The sequence below is a fragment of the Luteimicrobium subarcticum genome, assembly GCF_002798015.1.
Taxonomy (GTDB): Bacteria; Actinomycetota; Actinomycetes; order Actinomycetales; family Cellulomonadaceae; genus Luteimicrobium; species Luteimicrobium subarcticum.
The window spans coordinates 772,654-785,435 of record NZ_PGTZ01000007.1 but is presented as its reverse complement, the minus strand read 5'-3'; the positions used below and the strand labels follow the sequence as shown (position 1 = coordinate 785,435).

The window sequence follows — 12,782 nt, the reverse complement described above, 5'->3', positions numbered from 1 at the left end:
CCCCGGACCACCACGAACCCGACCACCGGTGGACGACCCGGCGCCGCCACCGATCCTAGGCTGGGCACCATGGGCTGGAACGAGCGACTCACGGCATGGTCCGAGCGCCACGTCGTCGCCGTCGACGCGCTCGCCGCCACCGGCATCGCGGTCGTCGCGCTCTGCCTGACCGTCGTGGCCGCCGTCGTCGCCGGGACCACCTCCCAGCACGACCCCTTCACGTACCTCGGCGTCGTCGTGCTGCTCTGCGCGCCGCTCGCCTGGCGACGGACCGCCCCCGTCGCGTCGTTCGCCGTGACCGGCGTCGCCGCGGCGGTCGCCGTCGCCGCGATGCCGGCCGCCGCCGGTGCGGCCGCGCTCGTCGTGCCGTTCGCCCTGCACGGCGTCACCGTCCACGGACCCGTCTGGGCGCACCGCACGGCGCTCGCCGTGTCGGTCGTCGCCGTCCCGGTCGTGGTCCAGGCTCTCGTCACCCCGATGTACGCGGCGCCCGAGGACGTCGCGGGCACCGTCCTGCTCACGCTCTTCGGGTGGGTCGTGCTCGCCGCCGTGTGGGCGTTCGCCCTGCTGCGCCGGGCACGCCGCGAACGGCTCACCGCGCTGCGGGACCGCGCCGAACGCCTCGAGGTCGAGCGCGACCAGCAGAACCGGCTCGCCGCCGCCGCCGAGCGCGCCCGCATCGCCCGCGAGCTCCACGACATCGTCGCCCACTCGCTGTCCGTCATGATCGCGCAGGCCGACGGCGGCCGGTACGCCGCCCCCGCCGACCCCGCCGCCGCCGTCCGCGCCCTCGAGACCGTGTCCGCGACCGGGCGCGACGCGCTCGCCGACATGCGCAGGCTGCTGGGCGTCCTGCGAGCCGACGACGCGGCTCCCGCGAACGCGACGGGGACCGGGCCGCCGGGCGGGGGCCCGTCCGCGGGCGCCGGCACGGTCCGGGGGGCGGGCGCCGGAACGGGCACCACGACAGCCGGCGCGACCCCCGCGCCCGGTCCGGGGACGACGACCGGCACGGACGCCCCCCGCACCCCCCAGCCCGGGATCGGCGGCCTGGACGCCCTCGTCGAGCAGGTCCGCTCGACCGGGACGCGCGTCTCGCTCGTGCGCGTCGGCGCCCCGCGCCAGCTCCCGCCCGGAGCCGGGCTCACCGTGTTCCGCGTCGCGCAGGAGGCGCTCACCAACGTGCTCAAGCACGCCGGCCCGGACCCCCGCGTCACCGTCGTCGTCCGGTGGGGCGCCGAGCTCGTCCTCGACGTCCAGGACGACGGCCGGGGGGCCGCGAGCGACGGCGGCGCCGAGCCCGGCTACGGGATCCTCGGGATGCACGAGCGCGCCGCCGTGTTCGGCGGGGTCGTCACCACCGGACCGCGCCCCGGCGGCGGGTTCGCCGTCCGGCTCGTCCTGCCGCTGCAGTACGCGGACGCGTCCGGAGCGACGCCGACGGTGCCGACGGTGCCGACGGTGCCGACGGTGCCGACGGTAGAGTCCGCGGCACCATGACCAGCCCGACCAGCCCGAGCACGCCGACGAGCCCCGGCGCCGCACCCCCGGCGCCGGTGCGGGTCGCGCTCGTCGACGACCAGCAGCTCGTGCGCGCCGGGTTCCGCATGGTGATCGACTCCCAGCCCGACCTCGAGGTCGTCGCCGAGGCGTCCGACGGCGCTGAGGCGCTCCAGGTGCTGGCCGGCCGCGACGTCGACGTCGTCCTCATGGACGTGCGCATGCCCCGCGTCGACGGCCTCACCGCGACCGCCCGGCTCACCGCGCTCGGACCCCGGCCGCGCGTCGTCGTCCTCACGACCTTCGACCTCGACGAGTACGTCGTCGAGGCCGTCCGGGCCGGCGCGAGCGGGTTCCTGCTCAAGGACGCGCCGCCGGAGGAGATGCTCGACGCGATCCGGACCGTCCACTCGGGCGACGCCGTCATCGCGCCGTCGTCCACCCGGCGGCTCCTCGAGCACCTCGCCACCGCGCTCCCCGCCGCACCCGACGCCGGCGCCGCGGGCCTCCTCGCCGCCCTCACCGACCGCGAGCGCGAGGTGCTGGTGCTCATGGCCCGCGGACGCTCCAACCAGGAGATCGCGGCCGACCTGTTCGTCGCGGAGGCGACCGTGAAGACGCACGTCGGCCGCGTGCTCGCCAAGCTCGGCGCCCGCGACCGCGTCCAGGCCGTCGTGACGGCGTACGAGACCGGCCTGGTCCGCCCCGGCTCCTGACCCCCCGACGTACGACCCGCGGGCACCGCGTGTACGACCGGGGGTGGACACGCGACGCCGCAGGACCGGTCCACCGGGCGACGCGGCCCCGCACAGCGCGTCCCTAGGTTGGGGTCACGACCTACTCCCCACCTTCTGGACGGAGCATCACCGTGGACACCCTGAAGTCCCCCTCCCCCGGGCACCCGGCCACCGGCGGCACCGCCGTGGCCACGGGCGCGACGCGCAGCGCGAGCGCCGTCACCGCCACGGGCCTCACCAAGACCTACGGCCGTGGCGAGGCGACCGTGCGTGCGCTCGACGGCGTCGACGTCACCATCGCCGCAGGAGCCTTCACGGCGATCATGGGGCCGTCCGGCTCGGGCAAGTCGACCCTGATGCACCTGCTCGCCGGGCTGGACGACGCCACCTCCGGCACGGTCGACCTCGGGTCGACCCGCCTCACCGCGCTCGACGACAAGGCCCTCACGCTGCTGCGGCGCGACCGCGTCGGCTTCGTCTTCCAGTCGTTCAACCTGCTGCCGATGCTCACCGCGCGGCAGAACATCCTGCTCCCCCTCGACCTCGCCGGCCGCGACGTCGACGGCGTGTGGCTGGACGTCCTCGTGCAGACCCTCGGCCTCGGGCAGCGCCTCGCCCACCGTCCCGGCGAGCTGTCCGGCGGGCAGCAGCAGCGCGTCGCCATCGCCCGCGCGCTCGTCGGCAAGCCGGACGTGGTGTTCGCCGACGAGCCCACCGGCAACCTCGACACGCGTGCGGGCGCCGAGGTGCTGAGCTTCCTGCGCCGGTCCGTGCGCGAGCTCGGCACGACCGTCGTCATGGTCACCCACGACCCGTCCGCCGCCGCCTACGCCGACCGCGTGCTCCTCATCGCCGACGGACGCATCGCCGGCGACATCGACGACCCCACCCCCGAGGCCGCCCTCGCGGGGCTCGACGCGCTGCGCTCGCTCGCCGACGCGACGCCCGAGGTGGTGCGCTGATGCTCGCCGTCACCCTCGCCGAGATGCGCCGCTCGGCCGGCAGGCTGGCCGCCGCGGGCGTCGCGATCCTGCTCGGCAGCGCCTTCGTGTGCGTGACCCTGCTGACCGGGAACGTCATCGAGCGGGCGTTCACGGACGCCGCCGCCGCCCGCTACGGGCAGGCCGACATGGTCGCCGAGTGGACGAGCGGCACCGGCGTGCACCCCGCCACGCTGACGCGCGTCCGCACCCTCCCGCAGGTGCGGGCCGCAGACCCCGTGGCCGACACCACGATCGCGTACCAGGCCGGCGACCGGACCGTCTCCCAGGCGACGGTCGGCACCGCCACGTCCCCCGACCTCGACCCCCAGACCGTCGCGTCCGGGCGCCTGCCCACCGCTCCGGGCGAGGTCGCGCTGCCCGTGCACCTCGCCGCGCAGCTCGGCGTCGACGTGGGCGGCACCGTCACCGTGACACCGCCCGCGGACACCACCTCGGACGGGACCTCCGACGGCACCGGGCGCAGAACGCCGGTCGACCTCACCGTCACCGGGACCGTCGACGACCCGCACGGCGCGTTCCGCGACACCGGCGGCGCAGCCGTCGTCGACCCGGCCCTGCTCGACCGCTGGCGCGCGCTCGACGGCGAGGGCGCAGTCTTCACGCTCGCCGTCGCCACCGCGCCCGGCACGACCCCCGCGGAGCTCACGCGCGCGCTCGCGTCCGTGCTGCCCGACCCGGAGGTCCGGACGCGTGCCGAGGTCGCGCAGTCCAACGCGTCACGGCTCACCGGTGGCACCGACGCGTTCACCGGGGTCGTGCTCACGTTCGCCGCGATCTCGCTGCTCGTCGCCGCCCTCGTCATCGCCAACACGTTCCAGGTGCTCGTGGCGCAGCGCACCCGCATGCTCGCGCTGCTGCGCTGCGTCGGCGCCACCCGCGGGCAGGTCGCCGCGGCCGTCGTCGGCGAGGCGGCGCTGCTCGGCCTCGTCGCCTCCGGTGCCGGCGTCGCCGCCGGCTACCTGCTCGGGCAGCTCGCCCTCGTGGTCGCGCAGGCGCACACCGACCTGCCGCTGCCCGCCGCCGTCACGCCCAGCGTCGCGTCCGTCCTCGTGCCCGTCGTCGTCGGGACTCTCGTGACGGTCGTCGCGAGCCTCGTCCCCGCGCGCGCCGCGACCCGCGTCGCGCCCCTCGTGGCGCTGCGTCCCGCCGACGCCCCGCACGTCGACCGGAAGGCCGGCGCATCCCGCCTCGCCGGGTCGCTCCTCCTGGTGCTCGGCGGCGGTGGCCTCATGGCGCTCGGCGTCGTCGCCGGGTACGCCGGAGCACCGCAGGCGGGCCTCGCGGCGGCCTTCCTCGGCGGCACGCTGTCGTTCGTCGGCGTCCTCGTCGGCGCCGTCCTCTGGATGCCGCACGTGGTCCACGCCGCCGGGCACCTGCTCGGCCGGTTCGGGCCCGCGTCGCGGCTCGCCGCCGCGAACACGCTGCGCAACCCCCGGCGCACCACCGCCACGGCGACCGCGCTCCTCATCGGCGTCACCCTCGTGGCCACCATGTCGGTGGGCGCCGCCACCGCGAGCCGCTCCCTCGCGACGTCGCTCGACGGGGTCTACCCGTACGACATCGAGGTCGACGCCTACGGCGACGGCACCGCCGGGACCCCGAGCCTCCCCGCGGACGTCCTCCGACGGATCGCCGCCGTCGACGGGGTGGTGGCGGTCGCCCCCGTCACGACGGCCACCATGGCCGTGGCCGCGCCCGACGGCAGGACGTCGTCCGACTCCGAGCAGACGCTCGTCCTCGGGGTCGACCGCGCGACCGCGGAGCGGGCGCTGCGCGACACTGCGCTGCTCGACGGTCTCGACGACCGGACGGTCGTCGTGAGCCGCACCCCGTGGGTGTGGTCGCCGCCCACCGACGGGGAGGATGCCGCCGGCGTCGGCCTGCGCCCCGTGGGCACCGACGGGACCGCCACCGGGCCCGTCGTCCACCTCGCGGCCCGTGCGGCCGACCGCGCGCCCGCCGGCGGCGTCTACGTCACCGCGGCGACACTGCGCCGCATCGCTCCCGACGCGGTCACCACCACCGCATGGATCCGCGTCGGGGACGACGCCGGCGCCGCGCACGTCGTCTCGGACGTGCAGCAGGTCCTGTCCGACGCCGGGATCGACGCAGGCGTCAGCGGCCTCGCGGCCGAGCGCGAGGGCACGCAGGACGTCATCGACACGCTCCTGCGGATCGTCCTCGGGCTGCTCGCCGTGGCCGTCGTCATCGCGATCATCGGCGTCGCGAACACGCTCTCGCTCTCCGTGATCGAGCGGCGCCGCGAGTCGGCGACCCTCCGCGCGCTCGGCCTCACCCGCGGGCGGCTGAGGTGGATGCTCGCGCAGGAGGGCATGCTGATCGCCGTCGTCGGGACGGTCACCGGGCTCGTCCTCGGCACCGCGTACGGGTGGGCGGGGGCCGGCGCCGCCCTGGCGTCCACGGGGGGCGTCCGGGTCGGCATCCCGTGGGTGACGCTCGGCACGGTGCTCGTGGTCGCCGTGGCCGCCGGGCTCGCCGCCTCCGTCGTGCCCGGTCGCAGCGCGGCACGCACACCTCCCGTGGCGGCGCTCGCCGTCGAATGACGGGCTCGTCCACAGGCCGGTGCCCGACGACGCCGTCCACGGGGTCCTCCCCGCGGACGGCGTCGTCGGCGTCCCGGGCGCCACCACGCGGCACGATCGGCGGGTGCTCGCGCCGTCCCCGCCCTCGTCCCGCGCCGACCCTCGTCCCCACCGGGGGGCGGCCGCCGGCACCGTCCGTGTCGAGGTCACGCCCGGCGAGGACGTCCTCCTACCCGTCGGGGCGAGCGTCGCGGAGGTCCGTGCCGCGCTCGCACACCTGCTCCTGCGGCCCGAGCTCGCCCGCGCGACGTTCCACGTCGACGGCCGCGCCCTGCCCGACACCCACCCCGTCGGCGTCCCGCCCCTCGTCGGCGGCGCGACGCTGCACACCGCACCCCGGCAGCGCCCGCGCCGCGCCGCAGACGGTCCGCACGAGCCGTCGCCCGACACCGCGCTGCTCCACGCACCCGCGCACCTCGCCGTCGTCGCCGGCCCCGACGCGGGCACGCTCCACCCGGTGGGCCCGGGCAGCGCCGCCGCGCTCGGGTTGCGCGTGCACCCGCGCCGACACCACGTCGTCGTGCGCGCCACGCGGACGAGTCGCTGGCTCGGCGCGGGCGCGCGCGCACGCGGACCGTGGTGGACCGGTCGTCCCCGCCGGTGGCGCGCCGGCCGTGCGGTTGACGTCGACGGGAACGTCGTCGTGCTCCGCGGGCCGGTGCACGCCGGCGTGCCGGCGCAGCGCGCGACCCCGCCCGGCCCGGGCGTGCCGGAGGCGACGCCCGACCACCGGGCCCGGCTCACGTCCCCGGCCACGTGGGCGACCGCCCTCGCACCGGCCGCGGGCGCCGTGAGCCTCGCCGCGATGAGCGGGCGCCCGTGGCTCGCCCTGCTCGGGCTGCTGGGCCCGGTCGCCCTGCTCGCGCCGCGGCGCCCCGACCGCGCCGAGCGTGGCGCGCTCCCCGCCGTGCTCGTCGACCCTGCGGTGCTCGTCGCAGGCGCCCTCCTCGACACCGCCGCCGCCGGCACCGGGTCCGGGTCCGGGTCCGGGACCGGGACCGGGACCGTGCCGGGCGCCTTCTCGGGCGCCTCGGCGACGAGCGGGCCGCCGGACCACACGACCGTGCCCGCCGTCCCCGGACGGCCGCTCGGCCCGCACCTCGCGGTCGTCGGTCCCTCCGGTCCCGTCGCTGCGCTCGCGCGCACGCTCGTCCTCGCCGCCGTGCTCGCCGGCCGGGACGTCGTCGTGCACCACCCCGACGCCGCGTCCGCGGACTGGGCGTGGCTGCGCTGGTCGGGCACCGCGGCACGCCTCGACGTGCGCCGCGACGACGTGCCCGCCGGGACGCTCCTCGTCGTCGACCTCCGCCGCCCGTGCCCGGCGACCCTCGCAGCCACCACCCGCACGTGGTCGCGGCGGGGAGACCGGGCCGTCCTGCTCCTGCTGCGGTCGTCCGCGCAGGTCCCCGCATGGTGCGCGACCGCCGAGGTCGACGCCGCCGTCGTGCGCTGGCGTCCCCGCGCCGCCCCCGAGCGTGTCGAACCGGCACCCGGGATCGCACCGCACGTCGCCGAGGCCGCCCTCCGCCACGTCAGCGGCCGGCCCCGGCCGGGCGGTCCGACCGGGCTGCCCGACCACGTGTCGCTCACCCACCTGCTCGGCATCGATCCCGCACGGGCGCTCGCGGCCGCCACCGACGCGTGGCGACGCCCCCCCGCCGGGCTGCGGACGGTGCTCGGCGTGGGGCCGGGTGGCCCCGTCGAGGTCGACCTCACCACCGACGGCCCGCACGCGCTCGTGGCCGGCACGACCGGCTCAGGCAAGTCGGAGCTCCTGCAGACGCTCGTGCTCGGGCTCGCACTGCGGCACTCGCCGCAGGACGTCGCGGTCGCCCTCGTCGACTTCAAGGGAGGTGCGAGCTTCGGCGCGTGCGCCGACCTGCCGCACGTCGTCGGGCGCGTGACCGACCTCGACGCCGACGAGGCCGCCCGAGCGCTCGCCGGCCTGCGGACCGAGGTCCACCGCCGCGAGCGTCTGCTCGCCGCCGCCGGCCTGACCCGCCTCGACACCGCCCTCGACACCGACGAGGGCCGTCTCACGCGGCTCGTGGTCGTCGTCGACGAGTTCCGCGCGCTCGCCGACGACCTGCCCGACCTGCTCCCCGGCCTGCTGCGCATCGCCGCGCAGGGACGGTCGCTCGGAATCCACCTCGTGCTCGCGACACAGCGTCCCGCGGGCGCGGTGTCCGCCGACGTCCGCGCCAACGTCTCCCTGCGGGTCGCGCTCCGCACGTCCGACCCCGCCGACTCCTACGACACGCTCGGCGTCCCGGACGCCGCGCTCCTCGAGACCGTCCCGGGACGCGCGATCCTGCGCCGGGGCGCCGCAGCCCCCGAACCGTTCCAGGCCGCGCACGCGGGCAGCGCACCCGGTGACGACGGTGTGCGGCGCGCGCCCGCGTGGGGCGCGGCACCCGCGTCGGGACCCGACGCCGCCGTCCCGGTGGCCGAGGCTCTCGTCGCCGCGTGCCGCGCGGCCGCCGCAGGGATGCCGCGCCCGCGACGACCGTGGGCCCCGCCGCTCCCCCATCCGCTGCGCGCCGCGACGCTCCCGCGCGACGACCACGAGGCCACGACCGCTCGCAACGGTCCCGCTGCGGGGCTCACTGCGGGACCTACCGCAGCGCTCGCGCTCGGGCTCGTCGACGTCGTGGCGGAGCAACGTCTCGACGCCCTCCGGTGGGACCCCGCGAGCGGGCCGCTCGTCGTCGCCGGCCCGCCACGCTCGGGGCGCACCACCACGCTGCGGACGACCGTCGCCGCCCACCTCGCACGACCAGGGGCCACCGCGGTCGTGCTCGCCACGGACCACGCGGACTGGGCGGACCTCGCCGGACGGCCCGACGTCGTCGTCGCCGACCTGCGCGAGGCGTCCCGCGGCGCCCGGCTCCTGCTGCGTTCCGCCGACCCCCGGGACGCCGCACCCGGCGGGACGGTCCCGCCGCTCGTCGTCGTCGACGGCGTCGAACGCTGGCGGGCCGCGCTCGTCGCGTGCCCCACTGGCGGCGACAGCGCGCCGCTCGACGCGGTCCTGGAGCGGCCGCGCCGGCTCGCCGTCGCCGCCACGACGCCGCGCGGGCTCGTCGCGGGCACGGTCGTCGTCCTGGGCACGGGCGACCGGCACGACGACCTCCTGCTGGGGATGCCGGCCGACCTCGCCGGCCGCCGGGCGCTGCCCGGCCGGGGAGCCTGCCTCACCGCAGGGCGTGCGAGCGCGTGCCAGGTCGCGCAGGCGGACGTCGTGCCCGCCGGCGAGGTGCGCGACCGCGGTGTCCACGGGAGGGGACCCGGGACGGGACACGGTGGTGGTCCGGGCGCCGGTGGCGGTGCGGACGCTGGTGACGCTCCGCTCCTCGCCCACCGGCGCGACCCCGACACCTCCGCGGCGCCCGCAGGCGTCCCCGTGCCTGCAGGCCAGGGGCTCCTGGTCGTCGGACCGCCCTCGTCCGGACGCTCGCACGCGCTGGGGAGGCTCGTCCAGGGTCGGCGGGTCCGCCTCGTCGCGACCGTCGACGCCCTGCTCGCGCGCCGCGCCGGCGCGCACGGTGCAGCCGTCGTGACGCGATGGGACGACGCGGGCGTCGCGGCCCTCACCGCCGCTCTCACCGGTGACGGCGGCACGGTGGTGATCGACGACGCGGACACGGCACCCGCCGCGGTGCGCACCCTGGTCGACACGGCGTGGGCGAGCCGCGGCGAGGCCGGTGCGGCGGTCCTGGCGCTGTCCGCGGGGGTCGACGCGCTCCACCGCACCACGGGCGCCCTCGCGGCACCGGACCGGGTCGGACGTCTCGTGCTGGTGCTCGGGGCGGCGGTGGGACGCCGGACCGCGGGCGCCGACACCCGTTGGACCCTCGACGCCGACCCGGCTCCGGGGGCGGGGGTGCTGCTGGGCGCCGGGGACGCCGTCCCGGTCGTGGTGGTCGGCCCCGACGGCACGCGTGACGCACCCGGCGGTCAGGTCATCTGACGATCCCGGATCGTCCGCGGCTGCCCGCGCCCTCCGCGCTCTCGGTCCCGTCCGTCGTCCAGCGGACCGCAGGACGCGTCAGGAGGAGCACGACCACCACGGCCGACAGGCCGACGACGCACCACGCTGCCAGCGCTCCCGCCGCCGAGAACTGCCCGGCGGCGGTGAACGCCGCGAGCCCCTGGAGGAGCTGCCAGGTGACGATCGGCGACCGCGCCCACCGGCGACGGCGCAGCAGGGCGCGGGCCGAGCCCCCGAGGATCGCGGCGAAGCCCAGCCCGAGCACGACGAGCGCGACGGCCGAGCCGACGGAGTCCACGCCGCCCGTCACCCACGCCCCGATCAGGACGCCGCACGCCACGACCAGCGCCAGCGCCTCGAGCGCCACCGCGCCGACGACGACCGTCACCACGCCTGGGCGGCGCCCGGAGGTCTCCGCGGTGTCCGGCCCTGGCGCCTCCGGCTCTGCCGCGGCGGCGACCGGGTCCGCGGGTGCCCGGTCCACGGGCGAACCGTCCGCACGCCGGCGGGAGGACGGGCCGGACGCGTCGGTGCGGGGACGTCGTGGGGTGCTCACGCCACTGATTCTCGCGCAGTCACGGCAGCGCCCGGGTGCCGGGGCCGTCCGACAGCCTCGGAGACGCGCCGCAGGGATGCGGAGACACGCGCTGTTGTGAGGAAGGTCTCCGCGCAACGCGACAGAAACCATTCCGTAACCCTTGTGCAGACGGCCGTCGACCGCGCACACTTGATACCAGAGCAAACAAACCCGCTGGAACTCCGCTGACGCTCGCGCCGTCCCGCCGGCCCGCCTGGCCGCGAGGACACACCTCGAAGACACAACCTGTCCCCGATGGTCCGCGCCCGTGAAGCGTGTCGTTCCCTGTTCTTCCAAGGAGCTGAGATGGACTGGCGTCACCGTGCCGCGTGCCTCGACGAGGACCCGGAGCTCTTCTTCCCGATCGGCAACACCGGTCCCGCACTGCAGCAGATCGAAGAGGCGAAGGCCGTCTGCCGTCGTTGCGACGTCGTCGACACGTGCCTGAAGTGGGCTCTCGAGTCCGGCCAGGACGCGGGTGTCTGGGGCGGCATGTCCGAGGACGAGCGCCGCGCGCTGAAGCGTCGCACCGCGCGCGCCCGCCGCGCCGGCTGACCCGAGCCGCACCGAAGGCCGCCGCCCCGTCGAGGGTGGCGGCCTTCGGCGTGTCCAGGCGGCGAGCTCCAGGGTGCCTCAGAGGGCGCCCGGCACGCTCTTGCCCACGCGCAGGCGCACCTCGAGGCGCACGGACGTCCCGCCCTCGGGGCGCGGGGTCCACTCGATGGTGCCGCCCATCTCGTTCGTGACGAGGGTGTTGACGATCTGGGTCCCGAGCCCGGTCATGGGCCCCTTGCCGTCGGGGAGACCGGTGCCGTCGTCCCGCACGGTCACCGCGAGGCTGCGCTCGGCGCGCTCCGCGATGATCTCGACGGTCCCGACGGACCGCCCGACGAACCCGTGCTCGACGGCGTTCGTGACGAGCTCGGTGAGGACGAGCGCGAGCGGGGTCGCGTCCTGGGCGGGGATGAGCCCGAACCCGCCCTCGCGCACGGTCCGCACGCTGGTGCCGGCGGACGCGACGTCAGCGGCGAGCCGGAGCGCCCGGCTCACCATGTCGTCGAACTCGACCTCCTCGTCGAGCGTCTGCGAGAGGCTCTCGTGGACCATCGCGATGGTGGCCACGCGGCGCATGGCCTCCTCGAGCGCCTCGCGGGCCTCGGGGACGTTCATGCGGCGCGCCTGGAGCCGCAGGAGCGCGGCGACGGTCTGGAGGTTGTTCTTGACCCGGTGGTGGATCTCGCGGATCGTCGCGTCCTTCGTGATGAGGTCGCGCTCGCGTCGCCGGAGCTCGGTGACGTCGCGACACAGGAGCACGGCACCGATGCGCTGGCCGTGCTCGGTGAGGGGCAGCGCCCGCAGCGACAGCGTGACGCCACGCGCCTCGATCTCCGTGCGCCAGGGGGCGCGGCCGGTCACGACGAGCGGCATGGACTCGTCGACGGTCGTGTTGTCCTGGTGCTCGATGAGGTCGGTGGTGATCTCGACGAGCGCACGGCCCACGAGCGGGCCGATGATGCCGAGGCGGTGGAAGCAGCTCAGGGCGTTCGGGCTCGCGTAGAGGACCTCACCCTCCGAGTTGAGCCGCAGGAGCCCGTCGCCGACGCGGGGTGCGCCGCGGCGCTGGCCGGTGGCCGCGCCTCGCGAGGGGTACTCGCCGCGGGCGATCATGGCGACGATGTCGTCGGCCGCCTCGACGTAGTTGAGCTCGAGCCGGCTGGGCGTGCGCCCCGACCCGAGGTTGGTCTGCCGGGCGAGGACGGCGATCGCGTGCCCTTCGTGCACGACCGGGATCGCCTCCTCCCGCACCGCGTACGCACCGAGCCACCGGGGCTCGCGGGCGCGGTTGATCTCGCTCTCGGCGAGGGCACGGGCGAGCTGCGGGAGCTGGCCCTCGGGCGGACGGCTGCCGACGATGTCGTCGTAGTGGACGGTCGCCCCCGTGCTCGGACGGCACTGGGCGATGGCGACGAAGCTGCCGTCCTGCGTGGGGACCCACAGCACGAGGTCCGCGAACGCGAGGTCCGACACCACCTGCCAGTCCCCCACCAGGAGGTGCAGCCACTCGGCGTCCGCCGGGGTGAGGTCGACGTCCTCGGTCAACAGGTCGCTCATCGCAGGCACGCACCCAGGGTACGCACCGGGTCGGGGCCGCCGTGTCGGGGGCGGCTCGGGCCAGGTCGCAAGACGGTCACGACGACGGTCCGCGACGTAACGATTTGGGTACGGCGATCGAGGGCGCAACGTCCTGACCTGCGCTAACGCGTCATGGGAGCGTTTCCACCGCAGCAGAGGGTTGACATCGGCACCGCCGAAGGGCCACGGTGATCCCCGCACGTTGGAAGCGCTCCCACAACCGGGGTGGAAGCGCTG

The 12,782-nt window shown here is 76.9% G+C and carries 8 protein-coding genes; 6 read left to right on the top strand and 2 right to left on the bottom strand.

Features of this window, described 5'->3' with window-relative positions:
• The first annotated feature begins 69 nt into the window (after positions 1–69).
• The 5 genes from CLV34_RS08515 (at position 70) to CLV34_RS08495 (ending at position 9,814) form a co-directional block, all read left to right on the top strand.
• A complete protein-coding gene (locus CLV34_RS08515) occupies positions 70–1,500 on the top strand; it encodes a sensor histidine kinase (RefSeq protein WP_100349791.1) in 1,431 nt (476 codons plus the stop codon).
• On the top strand, positions 1,497–2,216 hold the full coding sequence (locus CLV34_RS08510) for a response regulator transcription factor (protein WP_100349790.1): 720 nt from the start codon (positions 1,497–1,499) through the stop codon (positions 2,214–2,216). The genes CLV34_RS08515 and CLV34_RS08510 overlap by 4 nt, the downstream gene beginning before the upstream one ends.
• A 206-nt stretch (positions 2,217–2,422) precedes the next feature.
• Positions 2,423–3,199: an ABC transporter ATP-binding protein gene (locus CLV34_RS08505; RefSeq protein WP_211289405.1), complete on the top strand. Its 777-nt coding sequence runs from the start codon at positions 2,423–2,425 to the stop codon at positions 3,197–3,199.
• On the top strand, positions 3,199–5,805 hold the full coding sequence (locus tag CLV34_RS08500) for an FtsX-like permease family protein (RefSeq protein ID WP_100349788.1): 2,607 nt from the start codon (positions 3,199–3,201) through the stop codon (positions 5,803–5,805). The genes CLV34_RS08505 and CLV34_RS08500 overlap by 1 nt, the downstream gene beginning before the upstream one ends.
• Before the next feature lie 103 nt (positions 5,806–5,908).
• Positions 5,909–9,814, top strand: a complete 3,906-nt coding sequence (locus CLV34_RS08495) for an FtsK/SpoIIIE domain-containing protein (RefSeq protein ID WP_157803765.1) — start codon at positions 5,909–5,911, stop codon at positions 9,812–9,814.
• Here CLV34_RS08495 and CLV34_RS08490 read toward each other — a convergent pair.
• Complete coding sequence (locus tag CLV34_RS08490) at positions 9,807–10,391, bottom strand: hypothetical protein (protein ID WP_157803764.1); 585 nt, start codon at positions 10,389–10,391, stop codon at positions 9,807–9,809. The genes CLV34_RS08495 and CLV34_RS08490 overlap by 8 nt on opposite strands.
• Positions 10,392–10,718: 327 nt before the next feature.
• Here CLV34_RS08490 and CLV34_RS08485 point away from each other — a divergent pair, with 327 nt between their 5' ends.
• The gene (locus CLV34_RS08485) at positions 10,719–10,967 is read left to right on the top strand and encodes a WhiB family transcriptional regulator (RefSeq protein ID WP_100349785.1); all 249 of its coding nucleotides are present in this window, start codon (positions 10,719–10,721) and stop codon (positions 10,965–10,967) included.
• Positions 10,968–11,045: 78 nt separating this feature from the next.
• On the opposite strand, the gene CLV34_RS08480 is transcribed toward CLV34_RS08485, so the two are convergent.
• Positions 11,046–12,524, bottom strand: a complete 1,479-nt coding sequence (locus CLV34_RS08480; RefSeq protein ID WP_100349784.1) for a sensor histidine kinase — start codon at positions 12,522–12,524, stop codon at positions 11,046–11,048.
• Positions 12,525–12,782 lie beyond the last annotated feature (258 nt).

Coding starts and splice junctions, on each gene's coding strand:
- CLV34_RS08515 (WP_100349791.1), top strand. CDS start 70: ATGGGCTGGAACGAGCGACTCACGGCATGGTCCGAGCGCCACGTCGTC.
- CLV34_RS08510 (WP_100349790.1), top strand. CDS start 1,497: ATGACCAGCCCGACCAGCCCGAGCACGCCGACGAGCCCCGGCGCCGCA.
- CLV34_RS08500 (WP_100349788.1), top strand. CDS start 3,199: ATGCTCGCCGTCACCCTCGCCGAGATGCGCCGCTCGGCCGGCAGGCTG.
- CLV34_RS08485 (WP_100349785.1), top strand. CDS start 10,719: ATGGACTGGCGTCACCGTGCCGCGTGCCTCGACGAGGACCCGGAGCTC.
- CLV34_RS08480 (WP_100349784.1), bottom strand. CDS start 12,524: ATGAGCGACCTGTTGACCGAGGACGTCGACCTCACCCCGGCGGACGCC.